We start from the raw sequence: 16,300 nt of genomic DNA, 5'->3' as shown, positions 1-16,300 counted from the left end.
GGTTCAAGGAGCGGCCGGGTTCCGGCGACGGAATTGCAGCAGGCGAAATCCAACATTGCAAGCCCGGCGTAAGCCGTCGCGGACAAGATAGTCGGGGACATTCCAAGGAATCGGCGCGCCGGGGGGCGGTACGCTGCGGCGCCCTGCCAACGGCAGGGGAAGATTGGCAGCAAAGCCGGCCGCCGCATCGCGACGGATGGCGCGCGAGACGCAGCGACCGGCGAAACCGCTTCAGAAACGTTCGTGCTGGCGTCCGTCGATCGTGTCGCAGCTTCCGTTGAAGCCGTAATTGTAGATGCCCTGAATCCGGATGCGGCCGCTGCGACGGTCGATCGTCACGCGCGGCTTGTTGGGGCCGTTGAGACGATAGGTGGCACGGATCTGGCCGCGGTCCTGAGAGACGTCGTACAGGTCCCACCAACCATCGCGCGCCGTGCCGCCTGAGTGGATCGGGGGGATCAGTGAGCGGGGCAGGCGGATGCGACCGCCGCCATCCCAGAGCTGGATCATCACGGATGCATCGAATTGCTGCGTCGTCAGCTGGGTACGATTGCCGAAATCATAGCGGCCGCTGTTCCAGTTCCACTGCCAGCCCCAGCGATTGGCAGCGGCGGGCTTTTGTCCTTCGCCGAAGCAGACCAGGCCGAGCGAGATCGGGCGGCCACCGGGCCAGTTCGGGCCGCCGCCGGGGCGGTCCGGACGGCCGGGGCGGTCATCCCAGCCTGGACGATCCGGGCGCCCGGGACGATCGTCCCAACCCGGCCGGTCGGGGCGTCCGGGGCGATCGCCGCCGCGGCAATCGGGCGCGGGGGCGGTGACGATCGAATCATAGCGGCCGTTGCGCGTCACGATCGACACGCACTGGCGACGATCGGCATTCCACCAGTTGGTCCATTTGCGGTCGCTGCCCGTCTCGGTGCGAACCGCGACATAGCCGCGCCGTTGCAACTCAGCCTCGGCCTGTCCGGCGCGGGCATAGACCATGTCGCGCAGGTCTTCGGGAATGTTCTGCGCGAGTGCGGGGGAGGCGAATGCGCCGGTGGTGATCGCGGCGGCGGCGAGAACGCTGAAACGGTTCATCGGAATGCTCCTGTGCCAACGGTAAGCGTTTGAATCTTGTCGAGTCGCGGCGATGCGACGCATGATAATCCTAGAAATGCCGAGGCAAAGGCGAAAGGTCCGGTAGCGATGAATTTCATGGCGATGCTCAAGTCGCTCGATGAGCTGCTCTACGAAGTGATGTCGTGGCTGATCTTCTATCCGGTCACGCTGTGGCGCACGTTGACCCGACCGCTCGCGATGATGGACTATTCGGACCGCGAACTGGGTCAGGCCGATGAGCAGCAATATACCGATACGCTGCGGCCGCCGCTGTTCCTGCTCCTGTCGCTACTGTTGGCGCACGGGCTGGAGCTGGTGGTGGTCGGGGACAGCCCGCTGATCGCGAGCAAGCGGGGACTGGCGGCGCTCGTCACCGACGACACCAGCCTGTTGCTGATGCGGCTGGTGATCTTCAGCATCTTTCCGCTGATCTTCGCGGCGCGGATGGTGCGGCTTCAGCGTCACGGACTGACGCGCAATTCGTTGCGCCGCCCCTTTTACGCGCAATGCTATGCCGCAGCGCCGTTCGCGCTGATGTTGAGCGTCGCCGGCATCCTGCTCCAGCTGCACCCTTTATGGGCGGGAATCACCGGGTTAGCCGTCGGCGCGGTCTCGCTGATTGCCTTTGGCGTGGTTCAGGCGCGCTGGTTCGCGCAGCATCTCAAGCGCGGGCTGCTTGCGGGATTCGGGTTTGCATCGATCGCGATGGTGGAGAGCCTGGTGGTCGTGCTGCTGACCTCGCCGCTGTTTACCTAGCTTGATTGCGGCACTGACCGGCACCGCCTCAAACGACGCTCAGAACATCGGCTGGTCGGGATCGCCGTCCGCTACGGGCGTATGGATGCCGCATTCGGTCTTGTCCCATCCGGCCCAGCGGCCCGAGCGCGCGTCCTCGCCCGGCTTCACCTTGTTGGTGCAAGGCGCGCAGCCGATCGAGGGATAGCCCTCGGCCACCAGCGGATGCGGCGGCAGATCATGCTCGACGAAATAAGCGTCGAGATCGGCCTTGGTCCAGTCGGCGAGCGGGTTGACCTTGAGCTTGCCCGCGCCGTCCACCTCGAACCGGGGGAGCGCGTTGCGGGTCGATGCCTGGAACGCCTTGCGCCCGGTGAGGCTGGCGTCGAACCCGGTCATCGCCTTCTCCAGCGGGATCACCTTGCGAATCTCGCAGCAGCCATCGGGATCGTAGGACCAGCGCAGGCCGGTTTCGTCCTTCTTCGCGATCACTTCGGCATCAGGCGTGACGATGCGCAAATTGGTAAGGCCGAGGCGCGCGACGAGCTGGTCGCGATAAGCGAGCGTCTCGGGGAAATGCTTGCCGGTATCGAGGAAGATCACCGGGACCGAGGGATCGATGCTGGCGACGAGGTGGAGGAGGACCGCGGATTCGGCGCCGAACGAGGAAACGATCGCAACATCGCCCGCCATCTGCTCGGTCAGGACGGTGCGCAGCATCTCAGTCGTGGAGACGCCGCGGAAGAGGTTGTTGAGGCGCAACGCGTCTCGCTCCGTGAAGGCCGGAGCCGTATCGATGCGGTCGATCTGGCGTGCCACGCTAGCCATGCCGCCGTTTCCATACCGGCACGGCGGGGTCGGCCGCCGCCTGATAGACATGGTCGTAGCGGGCAAGCGACGCCGCCAGCACGGCTTCGTCGACCTCTGCCTCGGGCGCGAAGCTGTCGAAGCCGCAGCGGCGCATCAGCGGGATCTGGTCGACCAGCACATCGCCCTGCGCGCGCAGCTCGCCGGTATACCCGGCTTCGCGCAGGATGCGCGCCGAGCTGTAGCCGCGGCCGTCGCGGAACTTGGGGAAGCTGACTTCGACCAACGACAGCCGGTCGAGATAGGGCAGGAGCGCGCGCGCATCCTCGCCGCTTTCGATGCGGACCGCGGTGGCGTTGGATTGGCCGAGGAACGCGTCGAGCGTCACTGCGGGCTCGTCATGCGTCTCGTCGTTGCGGAAGCGCAGGTACGAATCACCCATAGATCGCCTCCTTGAACGGGGCCATGCCGATGCGGCGATAGGTATCGACGAAGCGTTCGCCGGTCTCGCGCTGGGCGAGATAGACGTCGGTCGCCTTCTCGACCGCATCGACGATGCCGTCCTCGCTGAAGCCGGGGCCGGTGATCTGACCGAGCGACACATCCTCCGCGCCCGAACCACCGAGCGAGAGCTGGTAATTCTCGACGCCCTTCCGGTCGACGCCGAGGATGCCGATATGGCCGGCGTGGTGATGGCCGCAGGCGTTGATGCAGCCGCTGATCTTGAGCTTCAGTTCACCGAGTTCGCGCTGGCGGCCGATGTCCGAAAAGCGCGTGGCGATCTTCTGCGCGAGCGGGATCGAGCGGGCATTTGCCAACGAGCAATAATCGAGGCCGGGGCAGGCGATGATGTCGGTGATGAGATCGAGATTGGCTTCGGCCAGGCCAGCTTCGCGCAGCCGTTCCCAAATGTGGTGAAGGTCGCGCACAGCGACGTGCGGCAACACGATGTTCTGGGCGTGGGTAACGCGCAGCTCGTCGAAGCTATGCTGCTCGGCAAGGTCGGCCATCAGGTCGATCTGCGCCGAGGTGGCGTCGCCGGGGATGCCGCCGACGGGCTTCAGGCTGATGTTGACGATCGCATAACCCGGCGTCTTGTGCGCGGCGACGTTCTGGTCGAGCCAGACCGCGAAGTCGGGATCGCTGCGGTCGGCTTCGACCGGGAGGCCGGTCTCGAACGCCGGATCAGCGAAATGGGCGGCGATTCGCTGGAATTCGGCATAGGGCGGATCGATGCCGAGCTTCTTGACCTCGGCGAACTCGGCCTCGACCTCGTCGCGGTATGTGTCCGCGCCGATCTCGTGCACCAGGATCTTGATCCGCGCCTTGTACATATTGTCGCGGCGGCCGTAGCGATTGTAGACGCGCAGGCACGCTTCCATGTAGCTGACGAAGTCGTCGAAGGGCACGAAGTCCTTGATCAGCGGCGCGATCATCGGGGTGCGGCCCATGCCGCCACCGACATAGACGGCGACACCATGGACGCCGTCGCGCTCGACGATCTGAAGGCCAATATCGTGGAGGCGCATCGCGGCGCGATCCTCATCCGCGGCGATCACCGCGATCTTGAACTTGCGCGGCAAATAGCTGAATTCGGGGTGGAAAGTGCTCCACTGGCGCAGCAGTTCGGCCCAGGGGCGCGGATCGGTCAGCTCGTCCGCGGCGGCGCCGGCATATTGGTCCGACGAGATGTTGCGGATGCAGTTGCCGCTGGTCTGGATGGCATGCATCTCGACCGTCGCCAGCTCGGCGAGGATGTCGGCCGCGTCCTCGAGCTTGATCCAGTTATACTGGATATTCTGGCGCGTGGTGAAATGGCCGTAGTCACGGTCGTACTTGCGCGCGATGTGCGCCAGCATCCGCATCTGGCGGCTGTCGAGCGTGCCATAGGGCACCGCGACGCGCAGCATATAGGCGTGAAGCTGCAGGTAGAGGCCGTTCATCAGCCGCAGCGGCTTGAACTGGTCCTCGGTGATCTGGCCGGCGAGGCGGCGGTTCACCTGATCGCGGAATTCCTCGACCCGGCTTGCCACGATCGAGTGGTCATATTCGTCGTATTTGTACATTTCAGATCACCCAGCTGCCGGCGTTCGGGTCGGCGGGTTTGAGCGTCAGGTCCGGGCGCACGGTCGGGCCGAGCGCGCGGATGCGGTCCTTGATATGCGCCGGGCGCGGGCCTTCGGGGGTTACGGTCGCGTCGATCACATAGGGGCCGTTGACGCGGCGCGCGCCTTCTTCGGCATGGGCGATCGCTTCGCCCTGATCGCCGACATCGGCGGCGTCTTCGACGTGGCGCGACCAGCCATTGCCGGTCCACCAGGTGACATCGCCGCTGGCGAGATCGTTTCCGGTGAGAAGCTTCATGCGTCGAATCCGTGCATCAATTCGGCCTTCTTCGCCCAGTTGGCGAGCTTGTCCTGCGCGTCGGAGAGCGCGACCACTTCGCCCACCACGATGATCGCGGGGCTTTGCACCTTCTCGCGCTCGACCATCGGGCCGAGGTCGGCGAGCAGGGTGCGCATCGCGCGGCTCCCTTCGAGCGTGGCGCGTTCGAGCACCGCGACGGGCATGTCGGGGGCGACGCCGTCGCGCATCAGCTTTTCGGCGATGTCGGGGCAGGTCGCGACGCCCATGTAGATGACGAGGGTGCGGCCCTTGCCGGCGAGGCCCGACCAGTCCTGATCGGTCAGCCCCTTGCACTGGCCGGCGACGAAGGTGACCGCGCTCGACCAATCGCGATGGGTGAGCGGGAGCATCGCCTCAGCCGCACCGCCGAGCGCGGCGCTGACGCCCGGGATCACCTCGACGGGCAGGCCGGCGGCGCGGACCGCCTCGACCTCTTCGCCGCCGCGGCCGAAGATGAAGGGGTCGCCGCCCTTCAACCGGACGACGATCGCGCCGGTCTTCACATGCGCGATGATGAGCGCATTGATGCCGTCCTGCGGCACGGTGTGCTTCGAACGGCGCTTGGCGACGCAGATGCGGTGCGCCTGGGGGGCGAGGTCGAGCACGCGCGAATCGACAAGACCGTCATGGACGAGCACGTCGGCCGCTTTGAGCGCTTCGACGGCGTGTACGGTCAGCAGGCCCGGATCGCCCGGACCCGCGCCGACCAGAATCACGCGACCGCGCGCAGAGGGATCGAGCAGGGAAACCATGGACGGCAGATGGTCCGCAGTGACGTGTCCGGCAACCGATGGTTGCTTGGGGGGGCGGAAGGCGAACTTTGCCGGGACTGAGGACACGTGGGTAACGCGTTGTTGGTCCAAGTTATTTCTGATACCGACAAGATGTGGGGCAAGGTTCCGATCCGGCAATTCAGGTACAGCATTTCTCGACCGACGTGGTCGAGGAACATGCGCGCCGTGATCTTTGGCATTCGCGTCCGTCGTCATTCGGACGCCTGTTCGAGACGCGCGCTCACGAGACGTTTGAAACCCGCTCCCAGTCCTTTGCGCTCGGCGGGATCCAGATCGGCTTTTCGACCTTCTGCTCGCAGACCTGGGTGCGCTCGGCCGCAATGGCCCGCGCCGACGGGGTCGATTGGCTGACGGTCAATGTCCGGTTTGCCGGTGCGGCTCAGGGCGATGCCGATTGCGGCGACTTCGCCGCGGTGGACGGGAGTACGATCCTCGTCGATCTGGCCCAGCCAAGCAGCCACTTTTCCGAACGATCTGACACGGCGCTGCTGATGATCCCGCGCGCGCTGGCGGAATCGGTGCTCGGTCCGGTTCGGGGGCTGCATGGCGCGGCGATCTCCCCCGACGGATCGGCGCTGCTGCGCACGCATCTGCGCCAGTTGCAGCAATCGGTGCATGATATTCCGGTATCGCAGAGCGTGCGAATGCAAGGCGTGCTGATGGACCTGCTCGCCGTCTCGCTTGCGATGGAAGGCCGGCCGGTCGCGGTCTCCGGTGAGGCGCGGGATGACGCGGCCCGGCGGCGTGCGCTGGCGGCGATCGACGCGCGGCTGGGATCGGCGCAACTGAACACGGCGTCGCTCGCGCGCGGGCTGGGGATTTCGCGTTCGACACTTTACCGGCTGTTCAGCGCGGAGGGCGGGGTGAATGCCTATATCCGCAAGCGTCGGCTTGAGCGGGTGCATCAGTTGCTTGGCCAGCCTGCAACGCGCGAGCCGATCGCGGTGCTCGCCGAGCGCTGGGGGTTTTGCGACGCCGCGCATTTCGGCCGGCTGTTCCGCGAGACCTATGGCATGACGCCGGGCGACTATCGTGCGCTGCGCGGGGCGCTGCGCGACTCCTGATCGACTGTGACGCGACGGTCAGCGCTGCGCGGCCCCGGGGTCGTTCACCCAGTCGCCGGTGCGTGGATCCCTGGCGATCGGATGGCCGCAGCGATCGCAGCTGGCGCGCATGCGCGAACCCAGACTCCGCACGTCGCGCCGGATGCGACGATGCCCCGAAATCATGCAAATCAAACGGTGCATCGCCGCCCCACCCCCCGGTCCGGTCTGGTCGGGCTCTAGCCGGAGACGATGGCGAGGATAAGCTGCAGGGCTATTGCGTCCGCTCCACAGCCTTGTGCTGCAGGGTCAGGCGGCGAGCTCTCGAGCGCGCCGGGTCAGGCGCATGGCTTCGTCGATCAGCTCACCCGCGAAGGCGAGATCCTTTTGTGCAACCGCGAGCGTCAGGCAATTGGCGGCTTCGCGGTGAAGGCGTCGGGCACGTGCGAAACGGGAGGATGCGTCGGGGAGGAAGGTCACGCTGCGGACAATTCATGTGCACTGACGGGGTTCCGCGGTTCGTCGCAATCGCGCGGATTATCGGGTTCCGCGCCCGGTGCGTTTGTCGATGAACATTTCGGCGTCGGCGAGCTGGAGCAGCGCGGCACCGGGCCGCACGTCGTTCCCCTCCACCGTAACGGCGCCAAGGCTGCATTGGATCTGCCAGTCCGGCGCCACTTCGATCCGGTACAGCGCCGTCCGTAGCCGATCGAGAAATCCGGGCAGTTCGGACGGCGCGATCGATGGAAGCAGCAGAACGAACTCGTCCCCGCCGATCCGCGCGATCCGGTCGTCCGGCGCGGCGGTGCTGTTCAGCGCCCGCGCGGTCTCGACCAGACAGGCGTCGCCGCGGGCATGCCCCAGCACGTCGTTGATCCGCTTGAACGAATCGAGGTCGAGATAGACGAGCGTGAAGGGTGTTCCCGACACGCTTGCCTGCGCACGCACCCGCTCAAGCCGCTCGTCGAAGCCGCGGCGGTTGAGGAGCCCGGTCAGGGGGTCACGCGTCGCTTCGTGCCGGGCGCGCCGCATCTCGGTGATATCCTCGATCATCGAGATGAAATAGGCGGGCTCATCCGCCGCATCGCGGATCAGCGCGACGGTGAGCGTCACCCAGACGATCCCGCCATCGGCGCGGATATAGCGTTTCTCGATCCGATAATGTGTGCCCGCGCCCGACAGCAGCCGGGCGACCTGAATCATGTCGGATTCGAGATCGTCGGGATGGGTGATGTGCTGGAATCCGTCCGCCAGCAACGCTTCACGCGAATGGCCGGTGATCGCCGCGAACCGGGCATTGACGTCGATGAAGCTGCCGTCGGGCGCGACATGCGCGATCCCCACCGGCGCGTGGTGAAAGGTCGTTTCAAACCGGTCGTGCGCGGTGGCGGTGGTCATCGAATGCGAATGCGGCGGGCACGCGGGAACGGCGGAGTGGTACATTCCCGTCACCTAGGGGGTGACTGGTTAAGGCGGGATTGAGGCTTGTGCGGTCTAGGCGTCGCGGATGCCGACGCCCATCGACACGCGCGCCTGATCGGCCTCGGACGAGACCACCGGGTAGGCGCAATAGTCCGCGGCGTAATAGGCGCTGGGGCGGTGGTTGCCCGACCAGCCGATCCCGCCGAACGGCGCGGCAGAGCTGGCGCCGTTGGTCGGCCGGTTCCAGTTGACGATGCCCGCGCGGATGTTCGCCCAGAACTGGTCGTAGAGCTTGGGATCCTGGCTCACCAGCGACGCCGAGAGGCCGTAGCGGGTATTGTTCGCCTCCGCGATCGCCTCTTCAAAGGTCTTGGCGCGGATCACCTGGAGAATCGGGCCGAACAGTTCGAGATCGGGTTTCTCGCGTGCTTCGGTCATGTCGATCAGCGCCGGAGTCACGAAGGGGCGACCGTCGATCGGGCGTTCCATGTGGCGCAGCGGCCTTCCGCCGAGGAAGGAGAGTTCGAGGAAGCTCTCGGTGAGCAGGTCGGCGGTGTCGTTATCGATCACCGGACCCATGAAGGGCGCCGGATCTGCATGGGGTTCACCGATGATGAGGCGGGAGATCAGCTTGTTCACTTCCTCCAGCAGCGGATCGTAGAGCTTTTCGTCGACGATCAGACGGCGCGCGGCGGTGCAGCGCTGGCCCGCGGAGGTGAAGGCGGACTGGATGACGAGCACTGCGGCCGAATAGATGTCGGGCGTCGACCAGACGAGAATCGGGTTGTTGCCGCCCATTTCGAGCGCGAGGATCTTCTCGGGCCTGGACGCGAAGGCGCGATTGAGCGCGATGCCGGTGCGTGCGGAACCCGTGAACAACAGGCCGTCGATTCCGTCATGCGCAGCGAGCGCTTTGCCTTCGTCCGGCCCGCCGATCAGCAGACGGATACAGCCTTCGGGAATGCCCGCAGCGTGATAGCATTCGACGAGGAACGCGCCGGTTGCCGGGGTCTTTTCCGACGGCTTGAACACCACCGCGTTGCCCGCGAGCAGCGCGGGGACGATGTGGCCATTGGGCAAATGCGCGGGGAAATTATACGGGCCGAGTACCGCGAGCACGCCATGCGGTTTGTGCCGCAGCGCAAGGCGCGTGTTCATCGGCGCATCGATCCGGCGCTGGCCGGTCCGCTCCGAAAGGGCGGTGACCGAGATATCGACCTTGGCGATCACCGTCTCGACTTCGGTCCGTGCTTCCCAGATCGGCTTGCCGGTCTCGCGCGCGATCAGGTCGGTGAAGGCGTCGGATTTCTGCCGGACGACGTTGGCGAAGCGGCGCAGCGCCTCGATCCGGTAGGTGAGCGGGCGTGCGGCCCAGTCGGCCCAGCTGGCGCGCGCCATCGCGACCTCGGCGTCGACGTCGCCGATTTGCCTGCGCCACAGAACCGCGCCCGTTGCGGGCTCGGTCGAGATGATTTCGGACCCGGACATTTGTTCTTTCTTCGGATTGGACCCCAAGGATGAGGCCGCTCTAGCACCAAGTGACGGGGGGATTCCACCTTAGCGATATGGGTTTGCCTCAAGCGCTTCGCCCATGCGGCGGATTGCCGCGACCTTGGCTTCGAAGGCCCCCCAATCGTCGTCACGATCGATTGCGGACCAGATCGCCTCGACCTCGTCGATCAGCATCGAACAGGGGTCGGCATCGCTGAAATAGGGATGACTGCGGCCGTCGGGGAGGGGGGCATAGCCGACAAGCGCGGTGCGGACCTTGTCCCATTCCGGACCGTAGCCCGCAGGCAGCGCGCCGCCGAATGCATCGAAGAAGAAGCGGTCGATCGGCCATTGGGTCGCGATCAGCGCGTCGTCGATCGCGTCCTTGAGCACCCAGTCGCGGGTCTCGTCGGGCTCGCCCGGAGCAAGGCCGAGGCGGCGCAGCAGCGGGGCAGCGTAATGGTGACGGTAGCGCGGCTCGAATTGCTCGAGCCGCTCGATCAGCGGTGGCGCATCACTGATCAGGCGCAGCGAGACGGCGAGTTGCGCGACATTCCACAGGATCGCATCGGGCTGGCGGCCATAGGCGTAGAGGCCGTTATGGTCGAAATAGGCGGCGGTGAAGCCGGGATCGAAGGTCGGAGCGAAGCGCCACGGGCCATAGTCAAAGCTCTCGCCCATCACGTTGATATTGTCGGTGTTGAGCACGCCATGGACGAACCCCGCGACCATGTAGCTGGCGGCGAGCGCGGCGGTGCGATCGACCACCAGTTCGAGGAATTGTGCGACCGGGTCGTCGGCGGGTTCGACCCCGAACATCTCGGTCAGGCAATAGTCGACCAGCCGGCGCATATTCTCCGCGTCGCTGAGATAGGCGAGACGCTGAAAGGTGCCGATGCGGATATGGCCGAGGCTCATGCGGACCAGCACCGCAGAGCGGGTCGGCGAGGGTTCGTCGTTGCGTTGGAGGTCTTCGCCGGTTTCGATCAGCGAGAAGCTGCGCGAGGTCCGGACGCCGAGCGCCTCGAGCATCTCGGTCGCCAGCACCTCGCGCACCCCGCCCTTGAGCGTCAGGCGGCCGTCGCCGAAGCGGCTCCACGGGGTCTGGCCGGAACCCTTAGTGCCGAGCTCTAGCAGCGCGCCGTCGGTGCGGCGCATCTGGGCGAAGGTGAAACCGCGGCCGTCGCCCAGTTCGGGATTGTAGCTGCGGAACTGATGGCCGTGATAGCGCAGCGCCAGCGGTTGCGGGAGGTTGCCGGCAAGCGGTTCGAAGCGGCCGAAATGGGCGAGCCATTGTGCGTCGTTCAGGCCGCCCAGCCCGATCTCGGCTGCGGCGCGATCGTTGCGGAAGCGGAGGATGGTGCGCGGGAAGTCCGCTGCTGCGACCGCATCGTAGAAGGCGGCGCCCAGTTTGAGGATCGCGGGATCGGGATGATAGCTCGGCGCTTGCGGGAAATCGGCCATGCGGCGATATGGGGCGCGATGGCGACTGTGCGCAACCTTGTCCCTTATACCGACGGCTATTGGTGGTCGGGCGATGGCCTGAGACTTCACTATCGCGACTATCCCGGGCCGGAGGGCAAGCCGCCCTTGCTGTGTATCCCGGGCCTGACACGCAACGCACGCGACTATGAGGCGCTCGCGGCGCGGCTGGCGGGCGAATGGCGGGTGATTGCGGTCGATCTGCGCGGACGGGGCGAGAGCGCCTATGCCAAGGATCCGATGAGCTATGTGCCGCTCACCTATTTGCAGGATATCGAGGCGCTGATCGTCGAGCTCAAGCTCGAGCGGTTCGTCGCGGTGGGGACGTCGCTGGGCGGCATCCTGACGATGCTGATGGCGTCGACCCATCCCGAGCGGATCGCTGGCGCGGTGCTCGTCGATGTCGGACCGGAGATCGACGCGGCAGGGCTGAGCCGCATCCGCGGCTATGTCGGCAAGGCCAACTGGCACCCGACCTGGATGCACGCGGCGCGCGCGCTGGCCGAAGCGAATGGCGACGTCCATCCGGGCTATGGGATCGAGGACTGGCTGGCGATGGCCAAGCGCCTTTACCGCCTCAACAGCGCCGGGCGCATCGTGCTCGACTATGACATGAAGATCGCCGAGCCGTTCCGCGTGCCGGGGAATGAGGCCGGGCCCGACATGTGGCGGGCGTTTGACGGCCTCAAGGACAAGCCGCTGCTGGTGGTGCGTGGCGCCGATTCGGACATCCTTTCCGTCAAGACCGCCGAGGCGATGCGCGCGCGCGTGAAGGGGTGCGATCTGGCGATCGTGCCTGACACCGGCCATGCCCCGACGCTCGACGAGCCCGAGGCGGTGGCAGGGATGGCGCGGCTGCTGGCGCGGGTGACCTGAACGGGCGAGGCGCGAACCCTGCCCGATCCGGTATCAATCGCCGAGCGTGGCGCGGCGCTTGAGTTCGGCCGCGGTCGGCTCGGGCAGCTCGAACGATCCGATCTCGACATCCCCCGCGCGGCGATAGCTGGCGATGATCACGCCGCTGGGCGCGACCTGCGAGTCGACCATCTCGAAGCTGGCGGGAATCGTGCCCGAGCCGAACAGGCGCTTGCCCTTGCCGAGCGTCACCGGGAAGATAAACAGCCGTAGCTCGTCAACCAGATCGGCGGCCCAGAGCGTCTGGAGCAGATCGCTCGACCCCTGCGTCAGCAGGTCCGGCCCTTCACCTTGCTTGAGCGCGCGCAGCGCATCGACGACATCGCCCTGAAGCTGCTGGCTATTCTCCCAGTCGAGGGCGAGCGGCGAGCGGCTGGCGACATATTTGGTGATGCGCCGGAACAGGCGGGCGACCTTGGCGTGATCCTCGGCATAGCCCTCAGCGCCCGGTTCGGTCGGGATGTACGGCCAGTGCGCGGCGAAGATGTCATAGGTTTTGCGGCCGAGCAGCAGGTCGACCGGGTTCACGAACATCGCGTCGATTGCGCGCCACAGCACGTCGTCGCGGCCCCAGTAGTTGGCGGTCCAGCCGCCGAATTCGAAGCCGCCGGTGGGGTCTTCCTCGGGGCCGCCGGGCGCCTGCATCACGCCGTCGAGGCTGACAAAAGCGGTCGCGTTGATCTTGCGCATGATGGTCTCCTTCGTTCGCCAGCGCTGAATCGCGCTGTCCTTCTTCCGACGAACGGAGGGCGGCTGAATCGACCGCGCCGCAGAATTTTTTCGCAAGGTGCGGGATTGGGCGCTAAGCAGCACGCCCCATATGGCTCTCAACATTCTCCATCTTCATTCAAGCTTCGACCTGGGCGGCAAGGAAGCGCGCGCGGTCCGGTTGATGAATGCGTTCGGCGACAAGGCGAAGCATGTCATCGTCTCGGGCGTCGAGGGCGCCTATGGCGCGCGCGATGCGATCGCGAAGGGCATCCGCTACGAGATCGCGCAGAACCCGCCGCCGCTGACCGGCAAGCCGTCGGTCGCGCGATACGAGGCGATCGCGAAATATATGGCGCGGTTCGATCTGGTGCTCACCTATAATTGGGGGGCGATCGACGGGGTGATGGCGAAGCGCGTGTTCGCCAAGAACATGCCCCCGGTGATCCATCATGAGGACGGCTTCAACGCCGACGAAGCAGCGCGGCTCAACCCCGTGCGCAATATGTATCGCCGGATCGCGCTGGGCGCTGCGGATGCGCTGGTGGTCCCCTCGCATTTGCTCGAGCGGGTGGCGAAGAAGGCTTGGAAACAGCCGGCGGCGCGCGTCCATCGCATTTCCAACGGCATCGACGTGGCCGCCTATGCAAGGAAGCCCGATGCGCGGGCGATCCCCGGCTTCAAGCGACTGCCGGGCCATATCGTGGTCGGTACGGTGGCGGGGCTGCGCGAGGTCAAGGACCTGCCGATGCTGGTCCGCGCGATGGGCGGCATGAAGAGCCGCGCGCAGCTGGTGATTGTCGGCGAGGGACCGGAGCGCGAGGCGATCCAGGACGCGATCGACAATATGGGGCTGGAGAAGACCGTGCTGCTGGCCGGCTTCATTCCCGAACCGCACCGGTATATGGGGCTGTTCGACATCTTCGCGCTGTCGTCAAAGAGCGAGCAGCAGCCGATCGCGGTGATGGAGGCGATGGCGGCGGGGCTTCCGATCGTATCGCCCCCGGTGGGCGATGTCGCGCAGATGATCGCGCCGGAGAATACCGCGATGCTTTCGGAGGACTGGAGTCCGGTCCAGTTGCGCGACCGGATCGAGATCCTGGCGGCGCATGCCGATTACCGCGCGCAAATGGGCAAGGCGAATCAGGTGCGCGCGCAGGCGGTGTTCGACGAAAAGACGATGATCGCCGCCTATGCTGCGCTCTATTCGGAAGCGGTCGGGCATCCGGACGTGCTGGGATAAGGTTTCGGCACCTGCCGGTGCCGCGCATGCGATCGTGGCGCCGGGATGGCCGGATGGAGGCATTGGCCCGATTCCCCTCGCTAAGCGGGGCTATCGCCGCTAAAGTTGCGCGAATTTTTCCGGAGGGACGCGTTGTTCAAGGGTTTGAAGCCGATCATCTACAATGGTCAGGAAGTCTGGCCTCTCGTGGAGGGCGGCAAGGGGGTTGCGGCGACCAATCACGCGTCGGCTGGCGCCTGGGCAGCGGCGGGCGGGATCGGTACGGTCAGCGCAGTCAATGCTGACAGCTATGATGCAGAAGGCAAGATTATCCCCCAAGTGTACAACGCGCTGAACCGGCGCGAACGGCACGAGGAGCTGATTGCCTACGCCATCGAAGGCGCGGTGCAGCAGGTCAAGAAGGCGTTCGAGATTGCGGGCGGCAAGGGCGCGATCAACATCAACGTGTTGTGGGAAATGGGCGGCGCGCAGCGGATTCTGCATGGCGTGCTCGAGCGGACGCGGGGCATGGTTGCTGGCGTCACCTGCGGCGCGGGCATGCCCTACAAGCTGTCCGAGATCACGGCGTCCTATGGCGTCAGCTATCTCCCGATCGTTTCTTCCGGCCGCGCCTTCCGCGCGCTGTGGAAGCGCGCCTATTCCAAGGCGTCGGAATGGCTGGCGGCAGTGGTCTATGAGGATCCCTGGCTCGCGGGCGGACATAACGGCCTGTCGAATGCCGAGGATCCGCGCGCGCCGCAGGATCCCTATCCGCGCGTGCGCGAGCTGCGCGCGGTGATGCGCGAGGGCGGCATCAGCGACGATGTGCCGATCGTGATGGCCGGCGGCGTCTGGTATCTGCGCGACTGGAACGACTGGATCGACAATCCCGAGCTGGGCACGATCGCGTTCCAGTTCGGTACGCGGCCGCTGCTGACGCAGGAATCGCCGATCCCGGAGGGTTGGAAATCCAAGCTGATGGAGATCGAGGAGGGCGATGTGCTCCTCCATCATTTCTCTCCGACGGGCTTTTATTCGTCGGCGGTGCGCAACCCATTCCTGCGCAACCTCGAGGCGCGGTCGGAGCGCCAGATCCCCTATTCGACCGAAGAGGCGGGCGATCACACCTTCCAGCTCGACGTGGGCGTGAAGGGCAAGAATTTCTGGGTGACGCGCAACGACCTGCTGCGCGCGCGCGAATGGGTGGGGCTGGGCTTCACCGACGGGCTCAAGACGCCCGACAACACGCTGATCTTCGTCGATACGGCGGAGAAGCAGGATATCCGCAAGGACCAGGCCGACTGCATGGGCTGCCTCAGCCAGTGCAGCTTCTCGTCCTGGGCGGATACCGAGACCAACTCGACCGGGCGTCTCGTCGACCCGCGCAGCTTCTGCATCCAGAAGACACTGCAGGACATCGCGCATGGCGGCGACACCGATCAGAATCTGATGTTCGCGGGCCATTCCGCGTACAATTTCAGGCGCGACCCCTTCTATTCCAACGGGTTCGTTCCGACGGTGAAGCAGCTGGTCGACCGCATCCTGACCGGGGACTGATCGCGTTGAGCGTAACCCGCCGCGCGATGCTCACCGGCCTGGTGTGCGGCGTGGCGGGGTACACTCTGCCGGCGGTGGCGGCACCGGGCAATGCGCGGACGCTGATCGCCGCGGCGCGGCGACAGGTCGGGGTGACGCTGCACTATGACCCGGCCTATTCGCGTATCCCCTTTCCCAATGGCGATGTGCCGCGGGCGAAGGGCGTGTGCACCGATGTGCTGATCCGCGCCTATCGCGATGCCCTGACGCTCGATCTGCAGGCGTTGCTCAACGCCGACATGCGCGCGCATTTCGGTGTGTATCCGCGTAACTGGGGTCTGCGCGGTCCGGACCGCAACATCGATCATCGCCGCGTGCCCAACCTTGCCACCTATTTTCGCCGTCGTGGTGCGACGTTGCCGGTGCCCGCGACGGTCGACGACTGGCAACCGGGTGACATCTTCACCAGTCTGATCGGCGGAAGGTTGCCGCATACCGGCATCGTTTCCGACCGGCGCGGGCCGAACGGATGGCTGGTGATCCACAATATCGGCGCGGGCACGCGCGAGGAGGACGCGCTGGCGGCACATCCGCTGACTGGGCGCTTTCGCTGGGGCCTTGCCTGATCAGGGCTCCTG

At 65.8% G+C, this 16,300-nt stretch carries 17 protein-coding genes; 6 read left to right on the top strand and 11 right to left on the bottom strand.

Annotation, left to right across the window (positions count from 1 at the left end):
• Nucleotides 1-231: 231 nt before the first annotated feature.
• Nucleotides 232-1,080 carry a hypothetical protein gene (locus AC07NK_RS19080; RefSeq protein WP_495172202.1) on the bottom strand — a complete coding sequence of 283 codons (849 nt, stop codon included), beginning with the start codon at nt 1,078-1,080 and terminating at the stop codon, nt 232-234.
• 108 nt (nt 1,081-1,188) lie between these two features.
• Here AC07NK_RS19080 and AC07NK_RS19075 point away from each other — a divergent pair, with 108 nt between their 5' ends.
• On the top strand, nt 1,189-1,857 hold the full coding sequence (locus AC07NK_RS19075) for a hypothetical protein (RefSeq protein WP_495172201.1): 669 nt from the start codon (nt 1,189-1,191) through the stop codon (nt 1,855-1,857).
• 39 nt (nt 1,858-1,896) lie between these two features.
• Here AC07NK_RS19075 and AC07NK_RS19070 read toward each other — a convergent pair whose 3' ends face one another.
• From AC07NK_RS19070 to cobA, 5 genes are read right to left on the bottom strand one after another with little or no spacing between them, the layout of a single operon-like run.
• On the bottom strand, nt 1,897-2,664 hold the full coding sequence (locus AC07NK_RS19070) for a phosphoadenylyl-sulfate reductase (protein WP_495172200.1): 768 nt from the start codon (nt 2,662-2,664) through the stop codon (nt 1,897-1,899).
• Nucleotides 2,657-3,085 (bottom strand): DUF934 domain-containing protein, encoded by a 429-nt coding sequence (locus tag AC07NK_RS19065; protein WP_495172199.1) that lies wholly within the window; start codon nt 3,083-3,085, stop codon nt 2,657-2,659. The genes AC07NK_RS19070 and AC07NK_RS19065 overlap by 8 nt, the downstream gene beginning before the upstream one ends.
• Nucleotides 3,078-4,709 (bottom strand): nitrite/sulfite reductase, encoded by a 1,632-nt coding sequence (locus AC07NK_RS19060; RefSeq protein WP_495172198.1) that lies wholly within the window; start codon nt 4,707-4,709, stop codon nt 3,078-3,080. The genes AC07NK_RS19065 and AC07NK_RS19060 overlap by 8 nt, the downstream gene beginning before the upstream one ends.
• A 1-nt stretch (nt 4,710) precedes the next feature.
• Nucleotides 4,711-5,007 (bottom strand): DUF2849 domain-containing protein, encoded by a 297-nt coding sequence (locus AC07NK_RS19055; protein ID WP_495172197.1) that lies wholly within the window; start codon nt 5,005-5,007, stop codon nt 4,711-4,713.
• Complete coding sequence (gene cobA / locus AC07NK_RS19050) at nt 5,004-5,801, bottom strand: uroporphyrinogen-III C-methyltransferase (RefSeq protein WP_495172196.1); 798 nt, start codon at nt 5,799-5,801, stop codon at nt 5,004-5,006. Before cobA ends, AC07NK_RS19055 begins: the two co-directional genes overlap by 4 nt.
• 134 nt (nt 5,802-5,935) lie before the next feature.
• Between cobA and AC07NK_RS19045 the strand changes: the two genes are divergently transcribed.
• Nucleotides 5,936-6,907, top strand: coding sequence for an AraC family transcriptional regulator (locus AC07NK_RS19045; protein ID WP_495172195.1), 972 nt, complete (start codon nt 5,936-5,938; stop codon nt 6,905-6,907).
• Between the two features lie 288 nt (nt 6,908-7,195).
• Here the strand turns inward: AC07NK_RS19045 and AC07NK_RS19040 are convergent, their stop codons facing one another.
• The 4 genes from AC07NK_RS19040 to AC07NK_RS19025 all read right to left on the bottom strand — a co-directional run bounded on the left by AC07NK_RS19040 (nt 7,196) and on the right by AC07NK_RS19025 (nt 11,263).
• Nucleotides 7,196-7,366: a hypothetical protein gene (locus AC07NK_RS19040; RefSeq protein ID WP_495172194.1), complete on the bottom strand. Its 171-nt coding sequence runs from the start codon at nt 7,364-7,366 to the stop codon at nt 7,196-7,198.
• 57 nt (nt 7,367-7,423) lie between these two features.
• The gene (locus AC07NK_RS19035; protein WP_495172193.1) at nt 7,424-8,284 is read right to left on the bottom strand and encodes a GGDEF domain-containing protein; all 861 of its coding nucleotides are present in this window, start codon (nt 8,282-8,284) and stop codon (nt 7,424-7,426) included.
• Between the two features lie 96 nt (nt 8,285-8,380).
• Nucleotides 8,381-9,796, bottom strand: coding sequence for a succinylglutamate-semialdehyde dehydrogenase (astD, locus tag AC07NK_RS19030; protein ID WP_495172192.1), 1,416 nt, complete (start codon nt 9,794-9,796; stop codon nt 8,381-8,383).
• Nucleotides 9,797-9,865: 69 nt separating this feature from the next.
• Complete coding sequence (locus tag AC07NK_RS19025; protein WP_495172191.1) at nt 9,866-11,263, bottom strand: protein adenylyltransferase SelO family protein; 1,398 nt, start codon at nt 11,261-11,263, stop codon at nt 9,866-9,868.
• A gap of 18 nt (nt 11,264-11,281) precedes the next feature.
• On the opposite strand from AC07NK_RS19025, the gene AC07NK_RS19020 reads away from it, so the two are divergent.
• The gene (locus tag AC07NK_RS19020; RefSeq protein WP_495172190.1) at nt 11,282-12,157 is read left to right on the top strand and encodes an alpha/beta fold hydrolase; all 876 of its coding nucleotides are present in this window, start codon (nt 11,282-11,284) and stop codon (nt 12,155-12,157) included.
• Nucleotides 12,158-12,190: 33 nt separating this feature from the next.
• On the opposite strand, the gene AC07NK_RS19015 is transcribed toward AC07NK_RS19020, so the two are convergent.
• A complete protein-coding gene (locus AC07NK_RS19015) occupies nt 12,191-12,886 on the bottom strand; it encodes a dihydrofolate reductase family protein (RefSeq protein WP_495172189.1) in 696 nt (231 codons plus the stop codon).
• A 130-nt stretch (nt 12,887-13,016) separates the two neighbouring features.
• On the opposite strand from AC07NK_RS19015, the gene AC07NK_RS19010 reads away from it, so the two are divergent.
• The 3 genes from AC07NK_RS19010 (at nt 13,017) to AC07NK_RS19000 (ending at nt 16,288) form a co-directional block, all read left to right on the top strand.
• A complete protein-coding gene (locus AC07NK_RS19010; protein WP_495172188.1) occupies nt 13,017-14,147 on the top strand; it encodes a glycosyltransferase family 4 protein in 1,131 nt (376 codons plus the stop codon).
• 132 nt (nt 14,148-14,279) lie between these two features.
• Nucleotides 14,280-15,683, top strand: coding sequence for an NAD(P)H-dependent flavin oxidoreductase (locus AC07NK_RS19005; RefSeq protein ID WP_495172187.1), 1,404 nt, complete (start codon nt 14,280-14,282; stop codon nt 15,681-15,683).
• Nucleotides 15,684-15,688: 5 nt separating this feature from the next.
• A complete protein-coding gene (locus tag AC07NK_RS19000; RefSeq protein ID WP_495172186.1) occupies nt 15,689-16,288 on the top strand; it encodes a DUF1287 domain-containing protein in 600 nt (199 codons plus the stop codon).
• The last annotated feature ends 12 nt before the right edge of the window (nt 16,289-16,300 follow it).

This window comes from Sphingomonas sp. GW821-FHT09B04 (genome assembly GCF_059418285.1).
This window is presented reverse-complemented; position numbering and strand designations above follow the sequence as displayed.